Here is a 23,839-nt window from a genome sequence, read left to right as displayed (position 1 = left end):
GTGGCGTTTTGACCAGTTCTCCAGGCGCAACGTAATCTTCTCGATTGCGTCTCCTGCCGCTCTCGCGTGCGAGGGCAGACCCAGCTCCTCGAGGACCTGGGCAGTGTTCGTCAGAAGGCGCCACGACCCGGAACCCTGGGTCGTGTCCGACACGAACGAAAGTGTGAACGCACTATGCGTACGTACGCCCCGAAGCCCGGCGACGTCGAGCGTCAGTGGCTCGTGATCGACGCGACCGACGTCCCCCTCGGTCGCCTCGCCGCCACCACCGCCAACCTCCTGCGCGGCAAGCACAAGGCGATCTTCGCCCCCAACGCCGACACCGGTGACTACGTCATCATCATCAACGCGGAGAAGGTCTCGCTGAGCGGCAAGAAGCGGACCGACAAGATGGTCTACCGCCACTCCGGCTTCCCGGGTGGTCTGACCGCGACCCCGATCGGTGAGGTCCTCGACAAGGACGCCCGCAAGGCCATCGAGAAGGCCGTCTGGGGCATGGTCCCCAAGAACCGGCTCGGCCGGCAGCTCGTGAAGAAGCTGAAGGTCTACACCGGCCCCACGCACCCGCACCAGGCCCAGCAGGCCGTCCCCTACGAGATCACCAAGATCTCCCAGTGACGTCGACCGAAGTAACGAAGAGGACTGACAACGTGTCTGAGAACACTGTGCCGACCGGCGAGGTCGAGGAGACCTTCGAGGTCGACGAGCAGGGCGTCGCCTACACCAGCGAGACCGCCGGCTCTGCCGGCGCCGCGTCCGACCGTCCGGCCACCATCGCCCCCGGCGCTGCGACCGGCCGCCGCAAGGAGGCTGTCGCCCGGGTCCGGATCGTCCCCGGCACCGGCAACTGGACGATCAACGGCCGCACGCTCGAGTCGTACTTCCCCAACAAGCTGCACCAGCAGGTCGTCAACGAGCCCTTCACGGCGCTCGGCCTCGAGGGCCGCTTCGACGTCATCGCTCGCATCCACGGCGGCGGCATCACCGGCCAGGCCGGCGCGCTGCGCCTCGGTGTCGCGCGCTCGCTCAACGCGATCGACATCGACGCCAACCGCCCGACGCTGAAGAAGGCCGGGCTGCTGACCCGCGACGCTCGGGCCACCGAGCGCAAGAAGGCGGGTCTGAAGAAGGCCCGCAAGGCGCCTCAGTACTCCAAGCGCTGATCTCGCACCCTCAGTGCGGATCTTCGGCACCGACGGGGTCCGGGGCCTGGCGAACGGTCACCTGACCGGCGAGCTGGCCCTGGGCCTCGGCGTCGCTGCTGCCCGCGTGCTCGTCGAGCGTGGCGGGCTCGGTAGTGGACGCCAGCGCCCGCTCGCCGTCGTCGGCCGCGACACCCGGATCTCCGGGCAGTTCCTGGAGCACGCCGTCGTGGCCGGCCTCGCGTCGGCCGGCGTCGACGTGCTGCGCCTGCGGGTGCTGCCGACGCCGGGCGTGGCCTACTTCACCGACGCGCTCGGTGCCGACGTGGGCGTGGTGATCTCCGCGTCCCACAACCCGATGCCCGACAACGGCATCAAGTTCCTCGCCCGCGGCGGCGTGAAGCTCGACGACGCGCTCGAGCGCGAGATCGAGGAGCACCTCGACCAGGAGTGGGAGCGACCGACCGGCGGCGACGTCGGCCGGGTGACGCCGTACGGCCCGACGGTCGAGGAGTACGCCGCACACCTGGTCTCGACCCTCGACAAGCCGCTCTCCGGCCTGCGGGTGGTCCTCGACTGCGCGAACGGCGCGGCCAGTGCGGTCGGCCCGAAGGCGCTCACCGACGCGGGTGCCGAGGTGATCGCGATCGGTGCCGAGCCCGACGGCCTCAACATCAACGACGGCTGCGGCTCCACCCACCTCGAGCCCCTCCAGCGGGCCGTGGTCGAGCACGGCGCGGACGCCGGCTTCGCGGTCGACGGCGACGCCGACCGCTGCCTGGCCGTCGATCACACCGGTGCGGTCGTCGACGGCGACCAGATCATGGCCATCCTCGCCCTGGCGCTGCAGGAGACCGGCGGCCTCGTCGACAACACCCTCGTCGCGACCGTGATGAGCAACCTCGGTCTCGTCCAGGCGCTCACGGCCGCCGGCGTGACCGTGCGGCAGACCGCGGTGGGGGACCGCTACGTCCTCGAGGACATGCGCGCCGGCGGCTACACGCTCGGTGGTGAGCAGTCCGGCCACGTGATCATGCGCGCCCATGCCACCACCGGCGACGGGCTCCTCACGGCCCTCCACGTCATGCAGCGGATGGCCACGACCGGCAAGAGCCTGCGGCAGCTCGCCGGCGTGATGACCCGGCTGCCCCAGGTCCTCGTCAACGTCCCCGGTGTCGCGAAGGACCGCTGCGACGACGCCGAGCTGGTCGCGGCCGTCCGGGCCGCCGAGGCGGACCTCGGCGACACCGGCCGGGTGCTGCTGCGCCCCTCCGGCACCGAGCCGCTGGTGCGGGTCATGGTCGAGGCGCCGACTGCCGAGCAGGCCCGGTCGGTCGCCGACGGCCTGGCGGACGTCGTCCGCGCCCGCCTGGCGCTCTGACCTGCGTCAGATCTTGCGGAGCCGCACGTACCGCACCGAGTGGTCGGCGTCCTTGCGGAGCACGAGGGTGGCGCGGGAGCGGGTGGGCAGCACGTTCTGCTCGAGGTTCGGGCCGTTGATGGAGTCCCAGATCCGGCGGGCCTCGTCGACGGCGACGTCGTGGGTGAGCTGCGCGTACCTCGCGAAGTAGGAGTGGGGATCGCGGAACGCCGTCTCGCGCAGGCGGAGAAAGCGGTCGACGTACCAGTCCCGGATGTGGGCCACCGCCGCGTCGACGAAGATCGAGAAGTCGAAGAAGTCGGACAGGCCGAGGCTGGTCCGGCCGTCCGGGCGGACCCGGGCAGGCTGGAGGACGTTGAGGCCCTCGAGGATCAGGATGTCGGGCCGGTTGATGACGAGCTTCTCGTCCGGCACGACGTCGTAGATCAGGTGGGAGTACCTCGGGGCGAGCACCTCGTCCTTGCCGGACTTGATGTCGACGACGAACCTCATGAGCGCGCGGCGGTCGTAGGACTCGGGGAAGCCCTTGCGGTCCAGGAGGCCGCGCCGCTCGAGCTCGGCGTTGGGGTAGAGGAACCCGTCGGTCGTCACCAGCGCGACGTTGGGGTGCGCCGGCCAGCGCGCGAGCATCTGCTGGAGCACGCGGGCGGCCGTCGACTTCCCTGCCGCCACGGAGCCGGCGAGGCCGATCACGAACGGCGTGCGCGGCGGGGTCGTCAGGTGGAGGAACTCCTCCTGCGCCCGGTGCAGCGCGCCGGCCGCCTCGACCCGGAGGCTCAGGAGCCGTGACAGCGGGAGGTAGACCTGCACGATCTCGTCGAGGTCCAGCGCGTCCCCGAGGCCCCGGAGCGCGATGATCTCGTCCTCGGTGAGCGGGCTCTCGGTCTCCGACGCCAGGGCGGCCCAGGTCGCCCGGTCGAGCTCGAGGTACGGCGACGTCTCCCGCTGGAGTTCGTCACTCGCGCCTGGTCCCTGCATGTCGCGATTCAACCAGGATCGGATTTCGAGACGGCTCGCGCACCCCGTCGCTGCGCGCCGGTGTGCGCCGAGCCTCCTCAATCTCCTCGCTGTTCCGGGCCCGTCCTCGTGCCTCGGACGGCACCGGCGCTCGGATAGAGTGGTGCGCCATGTGCGGGATCGTCGGCTACGTCGGACCCCAGCGCGCGCAGGACGTCGTGATCGACGGCCTCCGGCGACTGGAGTACCGCGGTTACGACTCCGCAGGCGTCGCGATCGTCCACGGCGGCGAGCTCGCGGTCGCGAAGCGCTCCGGCAAGCTCGCCAACCTCGAGAAGGTGCTGGCCGACCACCCGCTCCCGGCGGCGCACACGGCCATCGGCCACACCCGGTGGGCGACCCACGGGCCGCCCAACGACGCCAACGCGCACCCGCACACGGGCGGCGCCCGGCGGATCGCGCTGGTCCACAACGGGATCATCGAGAACTTCGCCGAGCTGCGTGCCCGGATCGAGGCCGACGACCACGCCTTCCTCTCCGAGACCGACACCGAGATCGCCGCCCACCTGGTCGAGCTGCAGGTCCAGTCCGGGGTCGACCTGCCCACGGCGATGCAGCGGGTCTGCCAGCAGCTCGACGGCGCGTTCACCCTGGTCGCGGTCGACGCCGAGGACCCGGAGCGGGTGGTGGCAGCGCGCCGCAACAGCCCGCTCGTCGTCGGGCTCGGCGACGGCGAGAACTTCGTGGGCTCCGACGTGACGGCGTTCATCGAGCACACGCGCGAGGCGCTCGAGCTGGGGCAGGACCAGATCGTCACCCTGACCCGCGACGAGGTCACGGTCACCGACTTCTGGGGCACCCCGGTCGAGGCCACCCCGTTCCACGTCGACTGGGACCTGTCGGCCGCCGAGAAGGACGGCCAGGACTGGTTCATGCGCAAGGAGATCTTCGAGCAGCCGCGCGCCGTCGCGGACTCGCTGATCGGCCGGCGCGGGGTGGGCGGCCTGCTCCAGCTGGACGAGATGCGGCTGGCTGACGAGGAGATCCGCGACCTCGACAAGATCATCATCATCGCGTGCGGCACCTCGTTCTACGCGGGCATGGTCGCGAAGTACGCCATCGAGCACTGGACCCGCACCCCGGTCGAGGTCGAGCTCGCCTCGGAGTTCCGCTACCGCGACCCGATCGTCGACCACACCACCCTGGTGGTCGCCATCAGCCAGTCGGGCGAGACCGCGGACACCCTGCAGGCCATCCGGCACGCGAAGAGCCAGCGGGCGAGGGTGCTCGCGATCTGCAACACCAACGGCTCCTCGATCCCGCGCGAGTCCGATGCGGTGATCTACACCCACGCCGGCCCCGAGATCGGCGTCGCCTCCACCAAGGGCTTCCTGACCCAGCTCATCGCCTGCTACCTGCTGGCGCTCTACGTCGCCCAGGTCAAGGGCACCCGCTACGGCGACGAGATCGACGAGATCATGGGCCAGCTGGAGGCGATGCCGGCCCACATCGAGACCGTCCTCGAGCAGGCCGGGTCCGTCTACGAGCTCGCCCGGGCGCACGTCGGCGCCCGCTCCGTGCTGTTCCTCGGCCGCCATGCCGGCTACCCCGTGGCCCTCGAGGGTGCGCTCAAGCTCAAGGAGCTGGCCTACCTCCACGCCGAGGGCTTCGCCGCCGGCGAGCTCAAGCACGGCCCGATCGCGCTGATCGAGGACGGTCTGCCGGTGCTGTGCGTCGTGCCGCCCCGGGGCCGCGACCAGCTCCACGGGAAGATGCTCAGCGGCATCCAGGAGGTGCGCGCCCGCGGCGCCCGGACGATCTGCCTGGCCGAGGAGGGCGACAGCACCATCGAGCCGTACGCCGACCACCTGGTCCGGCTCCCGCGGGTGCCTGTGCTCCTCCAGCCGCTCGTCGCGATCGTCCCGCTCCAGCTCTTCGCGTGCGAGCTCGCCACCGCGCTCGGGCACGACGTCGACCAGCCCCGCAACCTGGCCAAGTCCGTCACGGTGGAATGAGGGGCACGCCCGGATGCCCGTGATCGGAGTCGGCATCGACGTGTGCGAGCTGGACCGCTTCGCCGCGTCGCTGGAGCGCACGCCTGCGCTCGCCGTACGCCTCTTCACCGAGGCGGAGCGCACCCTGCCCGTCGCCTCGCTGGCCGCCCGGTTCGCGGCCAAGGAGGCGCTCGCGAAGGCGCTCGGCGCGCCCCGGGGCATGGAGTGGCACGACGCCGAGGTGGTCCGCGAGGAGTCCGGCCGCCCGGTCTTCGAGATCCGCGGCACCGTCCTGGCGCGGGCGGAGGCACTCGGGGTCAACCACGTCCACCTCTCGCTCTCGCACGACGCGGGGATCGCGTCTGCGATGGTCGTCCTGGAGAGCTGATGATCCGAGCGCACACGGTCGAGCAGGTCCGCGAGGCGGAGGCGACGCTGCTCGCGCAGCTGCCGGAGGGCGCGCTGATGCAGCGCGCGGCGTACGGCCTCGCCCACGCCGTGCTCGACCTGCTCGGGGGTGGCTACGGCCGGCGGGTCCTGCTGCTGGTCGGGTCCGGCGACAACGGTGGCGACGCGCTCTACGCCGGTGCCGTGCTCGCGCGGCGGGGGGCGTACGTCGAGGCGTGGCTGCTGTCCGACCGGGCGCACGCCGCAGGCGTCGCCGCGCTGCGGCGGGCCGGCGGCCGGGTGGGACCGCCGCAACCTAGCCGCTCCTGGGACGTGGTCCTCGACGGCATCGTCGGCATCGGCGGTCGTCCGCCGCTCCGCGACGACGCGGCCGCGGCGCTCGAGGCGGTGGCGGGAGTGCCGGTCGTGGCGGTCGACATCCCGTCGGGAGTGGACGTCGACACCGGTGAGCTCGCCGGGCCGCACGTCAGCGCGGCCGTCACGGTCACCTTCGGCACCCACAAGATCGCGCACCTGGTCGACCCGGCGGCGGCGGAGTGCGGGGTCGTCCACCTCGTCGACATCGGCCTGGACCTGCCGGAGCCGGCCCTGGAGGCGCTCCAGCCGGCGGACGTCGCGGCGCTGTTGCCGGTGCCCGGCGGGCAGGCGCAGAAGTACGCCCGCGGGGTCGTCGGCGTCCGCGCAGGCTCGGCCGCCTATCCCGGGGCCGCGCTGCTGAGCGTGGCCGGTGCGGCGAGCGGGCTCGCCGGCATGGTCCGCTTCGTCGGCGACCCCACGGTGCAGGACCGCGTCCGCGCCGCCTTCCCGGAGGTCGTCGGTGACGGCCGCGTCCAGGCGTGGGTGGTCGGCTCGGGCAGCGACGACTCGGCCGAGGACGCGCTCCGGGCGGCGGTCGACGACGACGTGCCGCTCGTCGTCGACGCCGACGCCCTCGCCTTCGCCGACCTCGCCTCCGGGCGACCCGCGGTGCTCACGCCCCACGCCGGCGAGCTCGCCGCCATGCTCGGTGCCGACCGCGCCGCCGTCGAGGCCCGGCCCCTCCACCACGTCCGCGAGGCGGCCGACCGCTACGCCGCCACGGTCCTGCTCAAGGGCCGGCACACCCTCGTCGCCGAGCGCGACCGGCCCGTGCGTGCCACCACGTCCGGCACGCCCTGGCTCGCGACGGCCGGCGCCGGCGACGTCCTCGGGGGCCTGGTCGGGGCGCTGCTGGCGGCCGGCCTGGCGCCGTACGACGCCGCCTCGGTGGGCTCGTGGCTGCACGGCGCGGCCGCCACCTTCGCCTCCCGGGGCGGGCCGATCGTCGCCGGGGACGTGGCGCGCGCACTGCCGGTGGTGACTGCGGCCCTGCACCCGTGATGGGAGGATCGGATCCATGTCCGACCAGCCGGCCGGCCCTCGGGTGGGCCCGAACGCGGAGATCGTCGTCGACGTCGCGGCGATCCGGCACAACGTGCGCGTGCTCCGGGAGCTGACCGGCGTGCCGATCATCGCGGTGGTGAAGGCCGACGGCTACGGCCACGGCATGCTGGCGGCGGCGCGTGCCGTCCGCGAGGCCGGCGCCGAGTGGATCGGGGTGGCGACCGTCGACGAGGCGCTGCAGCTCCGCGACGCCGGCTACTCCGGGCCGTTGCTGTGCTGGCTCACGCTGCCCGGCACGGACTACGAGCGTCCCGTGGCGGAGGGGGTGGACCTGTCGCCGTACTCGGTCTCCGAGCTCGACGCAATCGCCGCAGCCGCGGAGGCAGCCGGCCGGCGGGCCCGCGTCCAGATCAAGGTCGACACCGGCCTCAACCGCGGCGGCGCGTCGCGGTCGACGTGGGCGGAGCTCTTCGCCCGCGCCCGCGAGGGGGAGCGGGTCGGCAGCTGGAAGGTGACCGGGCTCTGGTCGCACTTCGCGTGCAGCGACGAGCCCGACCATCCCGCCAACGACCGGCAGGAGCAGGCCTTCCGCGCCGCAGTGGCGCTGGCCGGGGACTGCGGCCTCCATCCGGAGCTCCTCCACCTCTCCAACTCCGCGGCCGCCGTGCTGCGCCCGTCGGCCCGGTTCGGGGCCGTCCGCTGCGGGATCGCGGTCTACGGGCTCGACCCCGCGCCCGGCCGGACTCCCGACCTCGGTCTGGTGCCGGCGATGACCGTGCGCACGCGGCTGGCCCTGGTGAAGGACCTCGTCCCCGGCGACGCGGTCTCCTACGGCCAGCGCTGGGTCGCCGACCGGCCGACGACGGTCGGCCTGGTCCCGGTGGGGTACGGCGACGGCGTGCCCCGTCACGCGTTCCACCCGGGCGGCGGCGCCGAGGTGGCGGTGCGGGGGAAGCGCCGGCCGATCCGCGGCAGCGTCTGCATGGACCAGTTCATGGTCGACCTCGGCGGTGACGTGGCGGAGGCCGGCGACGAGGTGGTGCTGTTCGGCGCCGGTGGCGACGTGCCGACCGCGCAGGACTGGGCGGAGGCGTGCGGCACCATCAACTACGAGATCGTGACCAGGATCGGAGGCCGGATGACCCGGACGTACGTCGACAGCGCCGGCCCGGCGCCGGAGGCGGGCCCGTGAGCCCCACCCGTCGCCGCGTCGTCGGCTCCGTCGCCGGCGCGCTCGGTCTCGCCGCCGCCGGCGGCGCGATCAGCATGCTGCGCCAGCAGCGGTCGATCAGCCGGCGCGCGGGCGAGGACATCGCGTTCGGCTCGCTCCGGTCGACGCCGATCACGGTCGTCGCGGACGACGGCGTCCCGTTGCACGTCGAGGTCGACGAGGTCGACGCCGCCACGGTCCTGAACCTCGCCCACAGCCGGCTGTTCCGCCGGTCCACCACGCCCGACGCCACCGTCGTCTTCGTCCACGGGTTCTGCCTCAACCTCGACTGCTGGCACTTCCAGCGCGCGGCCTACCGCAACCTGGTGCGGACGGTGTTCTACGACCAGCGCTCGCACGGCCGGTCCGGCCGCTCCGACCGGGAGCACTCGACGATCGACCAGCTCGGCCGCGACCTCAAGGCGGTGCTCGACGCCACCGTGCCGGACGGCCCCGTTGTGCTCGTCGGCCACTCGATGGGCGGCATGTCGATCGTCGCGCTGGTCGAGCAGTTCCCCGAGGTCGTCGGCGACCGGGTGATCGGCGTCGGGCTTATCTCCACCACCGCCGGGGGGCTGGACCCGAGCCGGATGCTGCTGCCGATGCTGCCCGCGCGGCTCAGCGGCGCGATCGCCGGCCGCGCAGTCCGCACGCTCCACCGCGGCCACCGGGTGGTCGACGGCTTCCGGCGGTTGGGGCGGAGCGTCGCGACGGTCGCGACCGACCAGTTCGCGTTCGGTGGCGAGGTGCCGCAGGGCTACGTGGAGTTCGTCGACGAGATGCTGTCGGCGACCCCGTTCGAGGTCGTCGCCGACTTCTTCCCGGGCTTCTCGAGCCTCGACAAGTTCCACACGGTCGAGGCTCTCGGCCGGGTGCCGACCTCGGTCATCTGCGGCACCAACGACAAGCTCACGTCGATCGGGCACTCGCGCAAGCTCCACTCCCGGATCCCCGGATCGCGGCTGCTGGAGTGCGAGGGCGCCGGCCACATGGTGCTCTTCGAGCGTCACGACCTCGTCAACTCCGAGCTGGACCAGCTCATCACGGCGTCCGTCAGCGGGGCTCGCAGCCGGTGACCGACCAGATGAGCGCGCCGACGATCGAGGTCGTCGGGCCGGAAGCCGCGGGCGTCGTACGCCAGGTCGTGCAGGAGGCGTTCGCCGACCGCGAGCCGCTGGACCCGCCGACCGACGCGCTGTCGGAGACCGAGGAGAGCATCGCCGCCCGGCTGGCCGCGGGAGCCGGCCTCGTGGCCCGGGTCGACGGCCATCCGGCCGGGGCGGTGCTGCTCGACGCGGAGCCGGACGGGCGGACCGTGCACCTGCGCCGGTTCGGGCTGACGCCGGCGGCGCGGGGCCGCGGCGTCGCCGTCGCCCTGGTCCGGGCCGGGCTGCACGCCGCGACCGAGCTCGGCGACGGCCGGGCCGAGCGCGCGGTCGTGCTCGCCCGGGAGGAGCTGCCGCACACCGCCCGGTTCTGGCGCCAGCAGGGCTTCGCCGAGACCGGCCGCACGACGCCGTACGTCGAGATGTCCCGCGCCCTGCCGCGCCGGTTCACCGTGCCGACGGCCGAGGACATGCGCGCCATCGCCGCCCGCCTCGCCCCACTGCTCGTGGCCGGCGACGTGCTCGTGCTCAGCGGCGACCTCGGCGCGGGGAAGACGACCTTCACCCAGGGTCTCGGTGCGGCCATGAACGTGCGGGGCGACGTCACGTCGCCGACGTTCGTCATCGCGCGGGTGCATCCGTCCCTGGCCGGCGGTCCGGACCTCGTGCACGTCGACGCCTACCGGCTGGGCGGCGCCGCCGAGCTCGACGACCTCGATCTGGACGCCGACCTCGACCGCGCCGTGACCGTCGTCGAGTGGGGCGAGGGCCTCGCGGAGGACCTCGCCGACTCGCCGCTGGAGGTCCGGATCACCCGGGCCGGCGGTGGTGAGGTCGCGGACGACGACGTCGACCCGAGGACGGTCGAGCTCGACCCGCTGGGCCACCGCTGGCTCGGCGTGGACCTCTCCATCGCCTAGCTGAGATCACACCTAGCCGCGCGGCCGCCGTTCGCTTTCCTGTGTAGTCCGTTTAGACCACCTAAGCGCGGCCGTTGTGCCGATGGATCGACCCTGCCGTTCCTTTACCTTTGAGGTGTCGGTTGGTTCGTTTTTCAACTTCCCCAGGAGAGTCCGCGCCATGCGGTTCATTCGTCTTGTCGTCCTGTTCGCCTGCGCCGTCGCCGGCGGTGCGATCTCGGTCCTCGGCCCCGCCGCGGAGGCGGCTCCGGTCGCCTCCTCCGTCTCGACGGAGCCGGATGCGTGCGGTCCCCGGCTCGTCAAGGAGGACGGAACCGCGTGGGAGTGCACCTTCGTCGACAACTTCGACGGCACCGAGCTCGACACCACGAAGTGGATGGTCGCCGAGACCGCGTTCAGCGGCATCACCAACGGCAGCACGGGCTGCTTCGTCAACAAGCCGTACACCGTCAGGCTGGTGACCGGCCGGCTGCGGCTGACCGCTCGGCGGCTCAGGAAGCCGGTCCTCTGCGAGAGCCCGCTGGGCGACTTCCGCAGCGACCTGGCGTCCGCGTCCGTGACGACCCGGGGACGGTTCTCGCAGGCCTACGGTCGCTTCGAGTTCCGAGCGCGGATGCCCGTCGCCCGCGTCGGAGGATCTCACTCCACGCTGTGGCTCTACCCGAAGAAGCACGTCTACGGTGCGTGGCCGCTCTCGGGTGAGGTCGACGTGGCGGAGTGGTTCAGCGCGCTGCCCGGCCAGGTCTACCCCTCCCTCCACTACGTCGACGGCCGGCACGACGTCCACAGCGGTCACGACGGCTTCGTCGAGGACGTGAGCAGGTTCCACACCTACGCGCTCGAGTGGACCCCGACGGAGATGCGGTTCTACTACGACGGCGAGCTGACCTTCGAGCACGCCTGGAACCCCCTGGCGCCGCTCCTCGGGTCGCAGCCGTTCGACCAGCCGTTCAACCTGGTGATGACCCAGGCCTGGGGCGGACTGTGGAACGCGCCGACCGAGGCCACCCCCAAGCAGAACCTGATGGCCATCGACTGGGTCCGGGTCTGGCAGTGATCTCGACTGCGAAGTCTGTGACGCATCGGACCTCCGGTCTGGCACAGCGATCGTCGCGCACGCTGCTGCGTGCCCTCGTCGTCGTGATCGCCTGTGCCGTCCTCTCCGGCGTGGACATGGGCGGTGCATCGTCGGCGGACGCCGACCGGCGGGTCACACTCGACCGTCCGCGCTTGACGACGGACTCCGTCGTGCTCCGCGGCACGGCGCCGGCGGGCGCCTGGGTTCGGATCGCTCGCCGGGCCGGGGACCGCTGGGTCCGGGTGGCGACCGACCGCGCGAACGACCGTGGTCGGTTCCAGCTGACGGTCCAGCGCCCGACGGACAGAGACTGGGTGGTTCGCGCGGTCTCCGGCGACAACCGGAGCGTCAAGCGCCGGATCAGGGGTGTGGCGCCGCCGCTCGACGTGCCGGTGGTGGTGGCGCCACCGCCGGTGGAGCCGGTGGTGGAGCCGCCGGTGGAAGAGCCGGTGGTGGAAGAGCCGGTGGTGGAAGACCCGGTGGAGCCCGTGGAGGAGCCGGTGGAGCCGGTGGAGCCGGTGGAGCCGGTGGAGCCGGTGGTGGAAGAGCCGGTGGTGGAAGAGCCGGCCGATCCGGTGGTGGAAGAGCCCGTGGAGCCGCTGGAGCCCGTCGTGCCGCCCCCGGTCGACGCGTGCGGTGAGCAGCCGCGGAAGGACGACGGGACCTGGTGGCAGTGCTCCTTCGTCGATGACTTCGACGGCGCCGAGCTCGATCCGAGCAAGTGGCTGGCCGCCGAGACCTGGTTCAGCGGTGTGACGAACGGTCCCGACGGGTGCTTCCGCAAGGAGCCGTGGACGATCGCGGTCACCGACGGCACGCTGCAGCTCAGCGCCCAGCGGACGGCCACCCCGTTCACGTGCGAGAGTCCGTCGGGCGCCTTCACCACCGACAAGGCCACAGCTGCCATCTCGAGCAAGGGCCGGTTCAACCAGGCCTTCGGCCGCTTCGCGTTCCGGGCGAAGATGCCGAGCACCCGAGTGCCCGGTGCCCACTCCGCGTTGTGGCTCTACCCGGACAAGCACACCTACGGCCGCTGGCCGCTGTCGGGCGAGATCGACGTCGCCGAGTGGTACAGCGCGCTGCCGGAGCAGGTGTTCCCCTCCGTCCACTACGTCGGCGGGTTGAGGAACGTCCACTCCGGTTGGGACGGCGTGATCGCCGACGTGAGCGAGTTCCACACCTACATGGTGGAGTGGACCCCGACGACGATGTACTTCTTCTACGACGGCGAGCTCGTCTTCGAGCACTCGTGGAGCCCGCTGGCTCCGCTGAGCGGGTCGCAGCCGTTCGACAAGCCCTTCAACGTCGTGCTGAACCAGACCTGGGGCCAGCTCTGGAACGCCCCCACCGCCGAGACCCCCGACCGGGTGACGATGACCGTCGACTGGGTGCGGGTCTGGAAGTGACTGCGAGGGGCTGAGGCCCGGGCGCTAGCCTCGGGCGCGTGCTGCTCGCGTTCGACACGTCCTCGCCGACCGTCACGGTCGCCGTCCACGACGGCACCGACGTCGTCGCGGAGCTGACCTCTGCCGAGACGATGCGCCACGGCGAGCAGCTCACGCCCCTCGTCGACCAGGCGCTCCGTCAGGTCGGGATCGTCCCGCGCGACCTGACCGCGCTCGCCGTCGGGGTCGGGCCGGGTCCGTTCACGGGCCTGCGGGTCGGCCTGGTGTCGGCGCGGACGATGTCCTACGTCCTCCAGGTGCCCGTCTACGGCGTGTGCTCGCTCGACGTGCTGGCGCTCGAGGCGTTCGACACCGGGGTGGTGACCGGCCCGTTCGTCGTCGCCAGCGATGCGCGGCGGCGCGAGGTCTACCTGGCGTCGTACGACGAAGCGGGCCTGCGCGCCGGCGGCCCGGACGTGCAGCGCCCGGCCGACGTCGCCACGGCCCTGCCCGTCGTCGGCGAGGGCGCCGCACTCTACCCCGACGCGTTCCCCGACGGCCGGTGGCCGCTCCGACCGGCCGCGGGCTGGCTGGCGCGGTGCGTCGTCGAGGAGCGGGCCGAGCTGCACGACCCCGAGCCGCTCTACCTGCGCCGTCCCGACGCCGAGATCCCGCGCGCGCCGAAGTCGGTCTCGTGAGCCTTCGCGTCCGACCTGCCGGTCCGGGAGACGTCGAAGCGATCGTGGAGCTCGAGCAGGTGGCGTTCCCCCTCGACCCGTGGTCGGAGAACCTCCTCACGGAGGGCGTCGGTGGCCGGCTGCCGACCACCACCTACCTGGTCGCCGACCGCGATGAGGTTCTCGTGGGCTACGCAGCGGTGAGCGTCGTCCAGGACGTCGCCGAGCTCCAGCGCATCGCAACGGTCGGCAGTGCCCGTCGTACGGGCGTCGCCACCGCCCTCCTCGCCGCCGCCGAGGCGCACGCCGCGGCCGGCGGTGTCGACCGGCTGCTGCTCGAGGTCCGCGAGGACAACGCCGTGGCGCGGGCGTTCTACGCGCGGGCCGGATTCGCGGAGATCGCGCGGCGTCCGCGCTACTACCGGGACGGCACCGACGCCGTCGTGCTCGAGCGGTTTGTGACAATGGCGCAGTGACGACCGACGAACCGCTGGTGCTCGGCATCGAGACCTCGTGCGACGAGACCGGTGTCGGCATCGTGCGCGGCCACACGCTCCTGGCCGACGCGATCGCCAGCAGCGTCGACGAGCATGCCAGGTTCGGCGGCGTGGTGCCCGAGGTCGCCAGCCGCGCCCACCTGGAGGCGATGGTGCCGACGATCGAGCGGGCGTGCGAGACCGCGGGCGTCGCGCTCTACGACGTCGACGCGATCGCGGTCACGAGCGGGCCCGGCCTCGCCGGCGCGCTCCTGGTCGGCGTGGCGGCGGCGAAGTCCCTCGCCCTGTCGCTCGGGAAGCCGCTGTACGGCGTCAACCACCTCGCCGCCCACGTCGCCGTCGACCAGCTCGAGCACGGGCCGCTCCCCGAGCCGTGCCTCGCCCTGCTGGTGTCGGGCGGGCACTCCAGCCTGCTGCGGGTCACCGACGTCACCTCGGCGATCGACCCGATGGGCGCGACCATCGACGACGCCGCGGGGGAGGCCTTCGACAAGGTGGCCCGCCTGCTCGGCCTGCCGTTCCCCGGTGGGCCGCACATCGACCGGGAGGCCAGGTCCGGCTCGTCGGTCGCCATCGACTTCCCCCGCGGGCTGACCAGCCGCCGCGACCTGGAGCGGCACCGCTTCGACTTCTCCTTCTCGGGGCTGAAGACGGCCGTCGCCCGCTGGGTCGAGGCGCGCGAGCGCTCCGGCGAGCCGGTGCCGGTCGCCGACGTCGCTGCGTCGTTCCAGGAGGCGGTCTGCGACGTGCTCGTCCGCAAGTCGCTCGACGCCGCTGCCACCGAGGGCATCGAGGACCTGCTCATCGGGGGCGGCGTCGCCGCCAACTCCCGGCTCCGCGCGATGGCCGAGGAGCGCGCGTCCGCGCTGGGGATCCGGGTCCGCGTCCCGCGTCCCGGCCTCTGCACCGACAACGGCGCGATGGTCGCCGCCCTCGGCTCCTCGATCGTCTCGCGTGGGCTGCCGCCGTCGTCGTACTCCCTGCCGGCCGACTCCAGCCTCCCCGTCACCTCGGTGCTCGCCGGCTGACGATGGAGCTCCCGGACCCCGCGTGGCGCCTGGTGCACCCAGACACGCCGTCCGGTGTCGGGGTCCTGCTGCTGGCGGGGTCGAGCGGCCGGGTCGACCTGGACCGGGCGGAGGTGCTGGCGCACCACGGTGCGACGGTGCTGGCGATGCGGTGGTTCGGCGGGCCTGGCCAGCAGCCCGGGCCGTACGCCGTGCCCCTCGAGCTCTTCGTCGACGCCCTCGACGCCCTTGACCGTCTCGCCCCGGAGTGCGGTCGGCTGGCGCTGGCCGGCACGTCGTTCGGGGCGGAGGCAGCGTTGCTGGTCGCATCTCTCGACCACCGGGTGACGGCGACCGTCGCGTTCGCGCCGTCGGCGTACGCCTGGGCCGGCCACGACGGCACCCGCTGGACGTCGCACTGGACCCTGGGGCGGCGACCCGCTGCCGTTCGTGCCCTTCTGCGACGGCTGGGAGCCGGACACCGATCCGCCGGCCTACCTGGGCTGGTACGCCGCGAGCCTGGCCTCCGCCGATCCCGCGGTCGTCGACGCGGCGACCATCCCGGTCGAGCGGATCGCGGGCCGCGTGGTGCTGGTCGCCGGTGGCGACGACCAGGTCTGGCCGGCCGCCGACTTCGCCGCGGCCATCGCCGCACGCAGGGACGCCCACGGACTGCCGACCTCTGTGGTCACCGCACCGGACGCCGGCCACCGCGTCCTGCTGCCGGGCGAGACCCCGGTCGAGGGCGGGCAGCGGATGCGGCGCGGCGGCACTGTCGATGCGGACCGGGCGCTGGGCGAGCGGGCCTGGCCGCACGTCGTCGACGCGCTCGGGCTGGCGGCGTACCGATAGCCCTCGTGGGGGCCGAGACACCGGGTGAGGGGAGGAGGGGTTGTCGGCCTCTTCCACGGGTTGTCCGCTTCTGCAACGGCCGACAACCCGTGGAATACCCGGTCGACCGGGTATTCCACGCCGGTCGCCGGACCCGTCGTCCCCGATCAGTGGCCGATGAGGACGAACGGGCTGTCGACGTCCGATCCGTCGGCGGTCGCGAGCTCGGTGATGCTCCCGTCGGGCTCCATCTCCATCAGGTGCCACCTCGCGCCGTCGTAGGCAGCGAAGGCCAGCGTGCCCTCGTCGGTCCAGGCGACCTCGGCGCGGATGAACGCATCCCGCCCCTCGGGCGCGTACCTGCCGGCGGTCGGATCACCAGTCTCCGCGTCGAGGATGGTGATCTCCCGCGGTCCGAGCCCGTCGAACTGTGAGGGCAGCCCGACGACGTACCGCCCGTCGGGCGAGCTGCCGTGGACCTGGTAGTCGCACGTCTCCCAGCGATACTCGGCGTTGGGGACCTCGTAGATGCCACCGCACGTGTCGAGGAACTCGGTGACATCGTTGATCACGGTGACCGCGCCCATCGAGTCCGCGTCGTGCACCTTCGTCACTCCTGACGCCACGATGTCGCTGACGCCCTGCGAGCTGTAGGAGCGCGACTCCTCGCCGAGGTTCGAGTTGACGTACACGATGCAGCCGTCCGCCTCCTCGTTGCAGTCAGGACCACCCGTGACGGCCGCGGCGGTCCACGCGCTCGCCTCGCCCGGAGCCGCGAGGTCGACCTCCCCGAGCGAGCGCTCCTCGTCGTCCCACGCCGTCATCACGGCGCCGTCGCTGTCGACCCACGCGATGGTGGTGCCGGCGTCGTTGACGACCACGGACCCGGTCGTGGAGAACGAGCGGACGACGTCGCCGTCCGCGTCGATCACGTCGGCGGTCGAGTACACCTCGCCGCCGAACCGGGTCGCGACCAGCTGGCCGTCCCACAGGACCGCGGAGTCGTACGCCTGGTCCAGCTCCACCGTGTCGCCGTCGGCCTGGTGCCAGACCCGGTCCACGAGATAGTCGGGGCCCGCGTCCGGGGCCGGATCGGTCTCGCTCACCTCAGGCGCGAACCCCGGCTCCTTGCCACTCGTGCCGCCACCGTTGGTGAGCACGGCGATCGGCGTGAAGATCGCGGCGACGCCGAGAATGCCGCCCGCCACGGCCGCGCGGCGGTTGCGGCGGATCTTGTGGGCCTTGCCCTTCACGGACGTGAAGTCGATCGGCGCCTCGTGAAGGTCACGGACGCGCGCGTCGAAGTCGCGGCTCATCGCTTCCTCCCAGGGGGCGTCGGGGTTGGTGGGATCGCTCGGGTTCTGGTTCATGACGGGGACTCCTCGCCGTAGCGGGGGTGGAGCTCGGCGGGCACGCGCTCCCGGAGAGCGGAGAGGGCCCGGCTGCACTGGGACTTGACGGTGCCGATCGAGATGCCGAGCGCGTCGGCGACCTCGGCCTCGGACATCTGCTCGTAGTAGCGGAGCACGACGACCGACCTGGCCTTCGGCGGCAGGGTCTGGACTACCTGCCAGAGCTGGTCGTTGGTGCCGTCGTCGTACGCGTCGTGGTGCGGCGCGCCCTCGGGGACCTCGTCCGTGGCGTACTCGCGCTTCTTCCACGCGCGCCGCCACAGCGAGTTGTTCTCGTTGACCATGATCCGGCGGACGTAAGCGTCGACGGCGCCGCGGTCATGGACCTTGTCCCACGCCAGGTAGAGCTTGGCCAGCGACGTCTGGAGGACGTCCTCGGCCTGGTGGCGGTCACCGGTGAGGAGGTACGCCGTGCGCATCAGGCTCGGCTGCCGTACGGCGAGGTACTCGGTGAACTCGGCGTCCCGCTGTGCTTCGCGGTCCTTCCTGCTCATCCGCCCTCCCCTCGAGATCGCGCCATCGTGCTCTCCTCGTCGACGACCCCCTGCTCAGGGTCCTGGTGGAACTGTGTCGGGTGGAGGACGCGACTCGTCGGAGATTGGTTGCAATTGGGCTAGGCGCCTTTCGCGCAGGCGGCGCAGACGCCCCAGTACACGACCTCGGCGCGGTCGACCGTCGTACCCGGGGGGAGGTCGGGCCCGGGGCGATCAGGGGCCGGGACCACGCCGGTGACGTTCTGAACGGCCCCGCAGCTCCGGCAGACGTGGTGCTGGTGGCCGTCGCCCACCCTGGTCTCGAAGCGCGCCGGTGAACCCGGGAGGTCGACGCGCCGGACCACACCGGCGTCGGACATCGCCAGGAGACAGTCGTAGACCGTCTGCGGCGACACCCGTCCCAGGATCTCCCGGCTGCGCTCCACCACCTCCGCGACGGTGAGGTGCTCGTCCTCGGCCCGCGCCCGTTCGAGCACAGCGGTGACAGCCAGCCGTGGTTGCGTCACGCGCAGGCCGCACGAGCGGAGGAGGACCTCAGGCTCCCCCCGTTCCTCGATCACTGACGACCGATACCCGGCCAATCTGGATCGATTCGTGAACACGCCACGAAACGGAGGATTTTGCTCGCCAAACCGACGGGTCCTCGTCTGTCGGCACGGACGCGCGGGTATCGCCCGGATCCACACTGGGGAAGGACTAGCGATGACGACGTACGACTACGGAGCAGATGCTCCGCAGACCGGAGGACCGACCACTCCTGGAGGGACGCAGGAGCAGGCGAAGCACGCAGCCCGGACCGCCGCCGACGAGGGTGCACAGCTCGCCGACAAGGCGAAGACCGAGGCGCAGTCGGTGGCCACCGACGCGAAGGAGCAGGCTCGCAACCTCGTGGACGAGGCGCGCAGCCAGGTCGAGGAGCAGTCCCGGGGTCAGCTCGACAACCTGGTCAGCACGCTCCAGACCTTCGCCGACGACCTCGAGCGGATGGTGCGTGGCGAGGGAGCGAACGCCGGCATGGCACAGGACATCGTGACGCAGGTCAGCGAGAAGGCGAGGGGCATCAGCTCGCAGCTGCGGGGACAGGAGCCGGCCCAGGTCCTCGACCAGGCACGCGACTTCGCCCGTCGTCGCCCCGGCACCTTCCTGCTGGGCGCCCTCGTCGCGGGCGTGGTGGCCGGCCGGGTGACCCGCGGCGCGAAGGACGCGAAGAGCGGCACCTCGACGAGCTCTCCTGTGACCTCGCCCGCAAGCACGGACATGAGCGGATTCGCGAGCGAGGACCCGCCCACGACGCCTGACCTGACGACGACCCCCGCCTCGCCCGCCGTGACCTCGGGTGGCACCGCCGCCGCGGACCCGCTCGCCGGCACCGGCACGCCCGGCGAGCCTCCCGTCTACCCCGCGGGAGGATCCACTCCGGGAGGCACGCTGTGACCGATCAGCAGGCCCCGGGCTCGTCGGCGTACACCTCCGACGTGCCACCCACGGGACCCGCCGGCACGCACGAGACCGCGGACGGCAGGTCCCTCGGCGACATCGTCGGCGACATCGCCAACGACCTCACGACGCTGGTGAAGCAGGAGATCGACCTCGCCAAGACCGAGGCCAAGGCGGAGGCAGCGAAGGCCGGGAAGGGGGTCGGCCTCCTCGGGGGTGCCGGCGTCGCGGGGCACCTCGCCCTCCTCTTCCTGTCGCTGACGCTGATGTACCTCCTCGACTCGTGGATGCACACCGCGCTGGCGGCGCTGATCGTCACCGTCCTGTGGCTCGTGGTAGCCGCGGTGATGGCGCTGGTCGGCCGCAAGGAGCTGAAGTCGATGAACCCGAAGCTGGAGACAACCCAGAAGACTCTCAAGGAGGACGCGGCATGGGCCAAGGAACTGAAGAACAGCTGACCGGACAGATCGCCGAGACGCGACAGGACCTGTCGCGGGACGTGGATGCGCTCTACGACAAGGTGAGCCCCGGCCGGATGGTCGAGCGCCGCAAGGAAGCGGTGCGGGGCCGGATCTCCTCGTTGAGGGACACAGTGATGGGTTCGGCCGGGAGCGCCGGCGGGTCCGCGCAGGGCGCGGCCGGCTCGGTGAGGGACACCGCTTCCAACGCCACGAGCGCTGTCGCCGGCACCGCGCAGTCGGCGGTCGGCACGGTGCAGCGGCAGACCCAGGGCGCGCCGCTGGCGGCCGGCATGGTCGCCTTCGGCGCCGGGATGGTCATCTCGGCGCTCATCCCGGCCTCCCAGAAGGAGGCCGAGGCCGCCGAGCGCCTCACCGAGGCCGTCAAGGACTCGTCGCTCGCCGACGAGGCCAAGTCGGTGGGGCAGGAGATCGGCGACAACCTGAAGGACAAGGCGGCGCAGGCCGCCCAGGAGGTCAAGTCGAGCGCGCAGGACAGCGCTGCGACGCTCAAGGAGGAGGGTCAGTCCTCGGCGCAGAACGTCAAGGAAGAGGCGCCCGGGACCTGACGGATCCTGAGCTGCCGCCGGTCTGGGGCCTGTCTCCGACGGGTCCCAGGCCGGCCACTCACGAGGATCGCGCCGAGGCGGATCAGAAGGGTGCGACGAGCAGGGCAGCGCCGTGGCCGGCGACCCGGGTGAGCACCAACGTGGCCTCCTCGTCGCCGGCGAGGTCGAGCCGCTTGCGCAGCGCGTCGGGCGCCACGTCGACGCCGCGCTTCTTGATCGTGAGCCGCCCGATGTCACGCTCGCGCAGCGCCGCCTTGAGCTGCTTCTCGCGGTAGGGGAGGTGCTCGAGCACGCGGTACCCGCGGGCGAACGGGCTCCGGAACGGGCGGTCGGAGGTGACGTAGGCGATCTTCGCGTCGACCAGCCGGCCCTCGACCCCGGCGGCCACCGCGGTGACCAGGCCCGCGCGGATCACCGCCCCGTCCGGCTCGTAGAGGAAGTCGCCCACCTCGCCGACGCCCACCTCGTCGGCGCCGGGGTCGTCCTCGTCGGTCAGGGACGCCAGTCCGCCCTCGCCGATCACCGTTGCCCGGCGGTCTGCGGTCGCCGTACGGCCCGACCAGAGGGCGGCCTCCTTGACCTCGCCGCGGTCGCTGACCCACTCCGCCTCCACCCCGGCCGGCACCAGGGAGTGGGGGATCCCCGGCGCGACCTTGACGCACGCGTCGCGGCGGAACAGCCCCTCCACCCATGACCACGGCGGGATCCAGTCGTCGGTCTTGAAGCTGCGGCCGGCGCCGGTACGACGCGCGGGATCGGCGAACGCCAGGTCGAACCCGCGATGGTCGACCGTGGTCGCGTCGGCGACCTGGACGGCGCCGGGCAGGTCGAGGGCGGCGAGGTTGGCCTCGGCGACGGCGACCCGGACCGGGTCGAGGTCGACGCCAGCGCAGACGAGGCCCGCGCGGGAGCCGGCGATCAGGTCGCCGCCGATGCCGCAGCCGAGGTCGATGAGGGTGCGCGCCCCGAAGGCCTGGTAGCGCCCCGCACGGTGGGTGGCGACCGACTGCCGGGTCGCCTGCTCGAGGGCCTCGGGCGTGAAGTAGAGCCGGTCGGCCAAGTCGCCGAACTTGGCCCGCGCACGGGCGCGCAGCTCGACCTGGGTCATGGCGGTCGCGACGCCGGCCGCGGGCGCCGTACGCCGCAGCTCGGCCTGGATCCTGAGCTCGCCGCCGGGCTCGTCGCCCGTGCCGGCCAGCTCGGTGGCCCGCGCCAGCAGCGCCTGCCCTTCGTCGGTGAGCAGCCACCGGAACGCGTCGAGGTCCACCCCCCGATCCTCCCAGGTGGGACAGAGCCCACCCTTCACTGGCACTCGTTGACGGTGAGTGCTAGTTTCAGTGCTGGCACTCTCCCATCGAGTGTGCCAGCGCTTGCCGACGAGAGTGCGACCCCCGCGACGGCGTACTCGCCAAGGCAAGCCCCAACGTGGGCGGGCGCGAGCCCGTCGGACCACCTGCACACACCTGACGCAAGAAAGAGGTCGATCGACGTGTCGATCAACATCAAGCCGCTCGAGGACCGCATCGTCGTCAAGCCGCTCGACGCGGAGCAGACCACGGCCTCCGGCCTGGTCATCCCGGACACCGCCAAGGAGAAGCCCCAGGAGGGCGAGGTCCTGGCCGTCGGCCCGGGCCGCTTCAACGAGGACGGCGACGGCCGGATCCCGCTCGACGTGGCCGTGGGCGACAAGGTCATCTACAGCAAGTACGGCGGCACCGAGGTCAAGTACGCCGGCGAGGAGTACCTCATCCTGTCGGCGCGCGACGTCCTCGCGGTCGTCTCGTCCTGATCTCACGGGTCGTGTGCCTGGGAGCCCGCGGTGACGCGGCCTCAGGCACACGACCTGTTTCACTTTCGAAGGAGCAGTAATGCCGAAGATCCTGGAGTTCGACGAGAACGCCCGGCGCGCGCTCGAGCGCGGCGTCGACAAGCTCGCGAACACGGTCAAGGTGACGCTCGGTCCCAAGGGCCGCTACGTCGTCCTCGACAAGAAGTGGGGCGCCCCCACGATCACCAACGACGGTGTCACCGTGGCGCGCGAGATCGAGCTCGACGACCCGTTCGAGAACCTTGGTGCCCAGCTCACCAAGGAGGTCGCGACCAAGACCAACGACATCGCTGGTGACGGTACGACGACCGCGACCGTGCTCGCCCAGGCGATGGTGCACGAGGGCCTCCGCGCCGTGGCCGCCGGCGCCAACCCGATGGGCATCAAGCGCGGCATGGACGCAGCCGGGCAGGCGGTCAGCGACGCGCTGCTCGCCGCCGCCCGCGACGTCGACTCGAAGGAGGACATGGCCTCCGTCGCCACGATCTCCAGCCGCGACAGCCACATCGGCGAGCTGCTGGCCGAGGCGTTCGACAAGGTGGGCAAGGACGGTGTCATCACCGTCGAGGAGTCCAACACCATGGGCACCGAGCTCGAGTTCACCGAGGGCATGCAGTTCGACAAGGGCTACATCTCGGCGTACTTCGTGACCGACCCGGAGCGGATGGAAGCGGTCATCGACGACCCCTACATCCTGCTCCACCAGGGGAAGATCTCGGCGATCGCCGACCTGCTGCCGCTGCTGGAGAAGGTCATCCAGGCCGGCAAGCCGCTCTTCATCCTCGCCGAGGACGTCGAGGGTGAGGCGCTCTCGACGCTGGTGGTCAACAAGATCCGCGGCACGTTCAACGCTGTCGCGGTGAAGGCTCCGGCGTTCGGTGACCGGCGCAAGGCGATGATGCAGGACATCGCGATCCTGACCGGCGGTCAGGTCATCGCCCCCGAGGTCGGCCTCAAGCTCGACCAGGTCGGGCTCGACGTGCTCGGCCAGGCTCGTCGCGTGGTCGTCACCAAGGACAGCACCACGATCGTCGACGGCGCTGGCGACCCCGCGCAGGTCGAGGGCCGGGTCAACCAGATCAAGCAGGAGATCGAGGCCGCCGACAGCGACTGGGACCAGGAGAAGCTCCAGGAGCGTCTCGCCAAGCTCGCCGGCGGCGTCTGCGTGATCAAGGTCGGCGCGGCCACCGAGGTCGAGCTCAAGGAGAAGAAGCACCGCATCGAGGACGCCGTCTCCGCGACGCGCGCCGCGATCGAGGAGGGCATCGTCCCCGGCGGTGGCTCCGCGCTCATCCACGCGGTGTCGGTGCTCGACAAGGACCTCGGCCTCACCGGCGACGAGGCGGTCGGCGTGCGGGTGGTCCGCAAGGCCGCCGACGAGCCGCTGCGCTGGATCGCCGAGAACGGCGGTGACAACGGCTACGTCGTCACCACCAAGGTCCGCGAGCTCGGCGTCGGCAACGGGTTCAACGCTGCGACGGGCGAGTACGGCGACCTGGTCGCCCAGGGCGTCCTCGACCCGGTCAAGGTGACCCGCTCCGCGCTGGTCAACGCGACCTCGATCGCCGCCATGCTGCTGACGACCGAGACCCTGGTCGTCGACAAGCCCGAGGAGGAGGAGCCCGACGCGGCCGGTCACGGTCACGGGCACGGCCACGGGCACTGACCCGCAGCCACCCCACCTCG

General features: G+C 72.1%; 25 protein-coding genes. 20 read left to right on the top strand and 5 right to left on the bottom strand.

Annotated elements, in window-relative coordinates; all coding sequences use genetic code 11:
- Positions 1-174: 174 nt before the first annotated feature.
- Genes rplM through glmM form a run of 3 tightly spaced genes read left to right on the top strand, consistent with a single transcriptional unit; the run spans position 175 to position 2,523 of the window.
- Positions 175-618, top strand: a complete 444-nt coding sequence (rplM, locus tag F0U47_RS07475) for a 50S ribosomal protein L13 (protein ID WP_149749687.1) — start codon at positions 175-177, stop codon at positions 616-618.
- 32 nt (positions 619-650) lie between these two features.
- Positions 651-1,163, top strand: a complete 513-nt coding sequence (gene rpsI, locus F0U47_RS07470; protein ID WP_188111213.1) for a 30S ribosomal protein S9 — start codon at positions 651-653, stop codon at positions 1,161-1,163.
- Between the two features lie 13 nt (positions 1,164-1,176).
- Positions 1,177-2,523, top strand: coding sequence for a phosphoglucosamine mutase (gene glmM, locus F0U47_RS07465; protein ID WP_149749686.1), 1,347 nt, complete (start codon positions 1,177-1,179; stop codon positions 2,521-2,523).
- 6 nt (positions 2,524-2,529) lie between these two features.
- On the opposite strand, the gene coaA is transcribed toward glmM, so the two are convergent.
- Complete coding sequence (gene coaA, locus F0U47_RS07460; protein WP_149749685.1) at positions 2,530-3,501, bottom strand: type I pantothenate kinase; 972 nt, start codon at positions 3,499-3,501, stop codon at positions 2,530-2,532.
- Positions 3,502-3,650: 149 nt separating this feature from the next.
- Here coaA and glmS point away from each other — a divergent pair, with 149 nt between their 5' ends.
- From glmS to F0U47_RS07395, 12 genes are all read left to right on the top strand, one after another.
- Positions 3,651-5,495, top strand: a complete 1,845-nt coding sequence (glmS, locus tag F0U47_RS07455) for a glutamine--fructose-6-phosphate transaminase (isomerizing) (RefSeq protein WP_149749684.1) — start codon at positions 3,651-3,653, stop codon at positions 5,493-5,495.
- A 13-nt stretch (positions 5,496-5,508) separates the two neighbouring features.
- On the top strand, positions 5,509-5,862 hold the full coding sequence (locus F0U47_RS07450; RefSeq protein WP_149749683.1) for a holo-ACP synthase: 354 nt from the start codon (positions 5,509-5,511) through the stop codon (positions 5,860-5,862).
- Positions 5,862-7,241 carry a bifunctional ADP-dependent NAD(P)H-hydrate dehydratase/NAD(P)H-hydrate epimerase gene (locus F0U47_RS07445; protein ID WP_149749682.1) on the top strand — a complete coding sequence of 460 codons (1,380 nt, stop codon included), beginning with the start codon at positions 5,862-5,864 and terminating at the stop codon, positions 7,239-7,241. Before F0U47_RS07450 ends, F0U47_RS07445 begins: the two co-directional genes overlap by 1 nt.
- A 16-nt stretch (positions 7,242-7,257) precedes the next feature.
- Positions 7,258-8,436 (top strand): alanine racemase, encoded by a 1,179-nt coding sequence (gene alr, locus F0U47_RS07440; RefSeq protein WP_149749681.1) that lies wholly within the window; start codon positions 7,258-7,260, stop codon positions 8,434-8,436.
- Entirely contained in the window at positions 8,433-9,530 is a 1,098-nt protein-coding gene (locus F0U47_RS07435; protein ID WP_246159508.1) for an alpha/beta fold hydrolase, read from the top strand. Before alr ends, F0U47_RS07435 begins: the two co-directional genes overlap by 4 nt.
- Positions 9,527-10,480 carry a tRNA (adenosine(37)-N6)-threonylcarbamoyltransferase complex ATPase subunit type 1 TsaE gene (tsaE, locus tag F0U47_RS07430; RefSeq protein ID WP_246159507.1) on the top strand — a complete coding sequence of 318 codons (954 nt, stop codon included), beginning with the start codon at positions 9,527-9,529 and terminating at the stop codon, positions 10,478-10,480. The genes F0U47_RS07435 and tsaE overlap by 4 nt, the downstream gene beginning before the upstream one ends.
- A 160-nt stretch (positions 10,481-10,640) precedes the next feature.
- Positions 10,641-11,537 carry a glycoside hydrolase family 16 protein gene (locus F0U47_RS07425; protein ID WP_188111212.1) on the top strand — a complete coding sequence of 299 codons (897 nt, stop codon included), beginning with the start codon at positions 10,641-10,643 and terminating at the stop codon, positions 11,535-11,537.
- Between the two features lie 17 nt (positions 11,538-11,554).
- A complete protein-coding gene (locus tag F0U47_RS07420) occupies positions 11,555-12,964 on the top strand; it encodes a glycoside hydrolase family 16 protein (protein ID WP_149749679.1) in 1,410 nt (469 codons plus the stop codon).
- Between the two features lie 38 nt (positions 12,965-13,002).
- Complete coding sequence (tsaB, locus tag F0U47_RS07415; protein WP_149749678.1) at positions 13,003-13,641, top strand: tRNA (adenosine(37)-N6)-threonylcarbamoyltransferase complex dimerization subunit type 1 TsaB; 639 nt, start codon at positions 13,003-13,005, stop codon at positions 13,639-13,641.
- The gene (rimI, locus tag F0U47_RS07410; protein ID WP_188111211.1) at positions 13,638-14,096 is read left to right on the top strand and encodes a ribosomal protein S18-alanine N-acetyltransferase; all 459 of its coding nucleotides are present in this window, start codon (positions 13,638-13,640) and stop codon (positions 14,094-14,096) included. The genes tsaB and rimI overlap by 4 nt, the downstream gene beginning before the upstream one ends.
- Positions 14,093-15,145: a tRNA (adenosine(37)-N6)-threonylcarbamoyltransferase complex transferase subunit TsaD gene (tsaD, locus tag F0U47_RS07405; RefSeq protein WP_149749677.1), complete on the top strand. Its 1,053-nt coding sequence runs from the start codon at positions 14,093-14,095 to the stop codon at positions 15,143-15,145. The genes rimI and tsaD overlap by 4 nt, the downstream gene beginning before the upstream one ends.
- Before the next feature lie 429 nt (positions 15,146-15,574).
- Complete coding sequence (locus F0U47_RS07395) at positions 15,575-15,976, top strand: acyl-CoA thioester hydrolase/BAAT C-terminal domain-containing protein (protein ID WP_188111210.1); 402 nt, start codon at positions 15,575-15,577, stop codon at positions 15,974-15,976.
- 146 nt (positions 15,977-16,122) lie between these two features.
- Here the strand turns inward: F0U47_RS07395 and F0U47_RS07390 are convergent, their stop codons facing one another.
- From F0U47_RS07390 to F0U47_RS07380, 3 genes are all read right to left on the bottom strand, one after another.
- A complete protein-coding gene (locus tag F0U47_RS07390) occupies positions 16,123-17,325 on the bottom strand; it encodes a hypothetical protein (RefSeq protein ID WP_149749675.1) in 1,203 nt (400 codons plus the stop codon).
- Positions 17,322-17,861 carry a SigE family RNA polymerase sigma factor gene (locus F0U47_RS07385; protein WP_149749674.1) on the bottom strand — a complete coding sequence of 180 codons (540 nt, stop codon included), beginning with the start codon at positions 17,859-17,861 and terminating at the stop codon, positions 17,322-17,324. Before F0U47_RS07385 ends, F0U47_RS07390 begins: the two co-directional genes overlap by 4 nt.
- 119 nt (positions 17,862-17,980) lie before the next feature.
- Complete coding sequence (locus F0U47_RS07380; RefSeq protein ID WP_246159506.1) at positions 17,981-18,367, bottom strand: Fur family transcriptional regulator; 387 nt, start codon at positions 18,365-18,367, stop codon at positions 17,981-17,983.
- A 196-nt stretch (positions 18,368-18,563) separates the two neighbouring features.
- Here F0U47_RS07380 and F0U47_RS07375 point away from each other — a divergent pair, with 196 nt between their 5' ends.
- Genes F0U47_RS07375 through F0U47_RS07365 form a run of 3 tightly spaced genes read left to right on the top strand, consistent with a single transcriptional unit; the run spans position 18,564 to position 20,325 of the window.
- On the top strand, positions 18,564-19,295 hold the full coding sequence (locus F0U47_RS07375) for a F0F1 ATP synthase subunit B family protein (RefSeq protein WP_149749673.1): 732 nt from the start codon (positions 18,564-18,566) through the stop codon (positions 19,293-19,295).
- On the top strand, positions 19,292-19,756 hold the full coding sequence (locus F0U47_RS07370) for a phage holin family protein (protein ID WP_223162690.1): 465 nt from the start codon (positions 19,292-19,294) through the stop codon (positions 19,754-19,756). The genes F0U47_RS07375 and F0U47_RS07370 overlap by 4 nt, the downstream gene beginning before the upstream one ends.
- A complete protein-coding gene (locus F0U47_RS07365; RefSeq protein WP_149749672.1) occupies positions 19,729-20,325 on the top strand; it encodes a DUF3618 domain-containing protein in 597 nt (198 codons plus the stop codon). The genes F0U47_RS07370 and F0U47_RS07365 overlap by 28 nt, the downstream gene beginning before the upstream one ends.
- Positions 20,326-20,407: 82 nt before the next feature.
- On the opposite strand, the gene F0U47_RS07360 is transcribed toward F0U47_RS07365, so the two are convergent.
- Complete coding sequence (locus F0U47_RS07360) at positions 20,408-21,592, bottom strand: class I SAM-dependent methyltransferase (RefSeq protein WP_149749671.1); 1,185 nt, start codon at positions 21,590-21,592, stop codon at positions 20,408-20,410.
- Between the two features lie 222 nt (positions 21,593-21,814).
- Here F0U47_RS07360 and groES point away from each other — a divergent pair, with 222 nt between their 5' ends.
- Positions 21,815-22,114: a co-chaperone GroES gene (gene groES / locus F0U47_RS07355; RefSeq protein ID WP_149749670.1), complete on the top strand. Its 300-nt coding sequence runs from the start codon at positions 21,815-21,817 to the stop codon at positions 22,112-22,114.
- A 79-nt stretch (positions 22,115-22,193) separates the two neighbouring features.
- The gene (gene groL / locus F0U47_RS07350; protein WP_149749669.1) at positions 22,194-23,819 is read left to right on the top strand and encodes a chaperonin GroEL; all 1,626 of its coding nucleotides are present in this window, start codon (positions 22,194-22,196) and stop codon (positions 23,817-23,819) included.
- Positions 23,820-23,839: the final 20 nt, after the last annotated feature.

The organism is Nocardioides antri (genome assembly GCF_008373765.1).
GTDB lineage: Bacteria > Actinomycetota > Actinomycetes > Propionibacteriales > Nocardioidaceae > Nocardioides > Nocardioides antri.
Note: the sequence above shows the minus strand (reverse complement) of the source record. Positions and strands in the feature narration are given on the sequence as shown.

Bases quoted from the DNA above. Each gene is read 5' to 3' on its own strand.
- rplM (WP_149749687.1), top strand. From the start codon at position 175: ATGCGTACGTACGCCCCGAAGCCCGGCGACGTCGAGCGTCAGTGGCTC.
- coaA (WP_149749685.1), bottom strand. From the start codon at position 3,501: ATGCAGGGACCAGGCGCGAGTGACGAACTCCAGCGGGAGACGTCGCCG.
- glmS (WP_149749684.1), top strand. From the start codon at position 3,651: ATGTGCGGGATCGTCGGCTACGTCGGACCCCAGCGCGCGCAGGACGTC.
- F0U47_RS07450 (WP_149749683.1), top strand. From the start codon at position 5,509: ATGCCCGTGATCGGAGTCGGCATCGACGTGTGCGAGCTGGACCGCTTC.
- F0U47_RS07445 (WP_149749682.1), top strand. From the start codon at position 5,862: ATGATCCGAGCGCACACGGTCGAGCAGGTCCGCGAGGCGGAGGCGACG.
- alr (WP_149749681.1), top strand. From the start codon at position 7,258: ATGTCCGACCAGCCGGCCGGCCCTCGGGTGGGCCCGAACGCGGAGATC.
- F0U47_RS07425 (WP_188111212.1), top strand. From the start codon at position 10,641: ATGCGGTTCATTCGTCTTGTCGTCCTGTTCGCCTGCGCCGTCGCCGGC.
- F0U47_RS07390 (WP_149749675.1), bottom strand. From the start codon at position 17,325: ATGAACCAGAACCCGAGCGATCCCACCAACCCCGACGCCCCCTGGGAG.
- F0U47_RS07385 (WP_149749674.1), bottom strand. From the start codon at position 17,861: ATGAGCAGGAAGGACCGCGAAGCACAGCGGGACGCCGAGTTCACCGAG.
- F0U47_RS07375 (WP_149749673.1), top strand. From the start codon at position 18,564: ATGACGACGTACGACTACGGAGCAGATGCTCCGCAGACCGGAGGACCG.
- F0U47_RS07365 (WP_149749672.1), top strand. From the start codon at position 19,729: ATGGGCCAAGGAACTGAAGAACAGCTGACCGGACAGATCGCCGAGACG.
- groL (WP_149749669.1), top strand. From the start codon at position 22,194: ATGCCGAAGATCCTGGAGTTCGACGAGAACGCCCGGCGCGCGCTCGAG.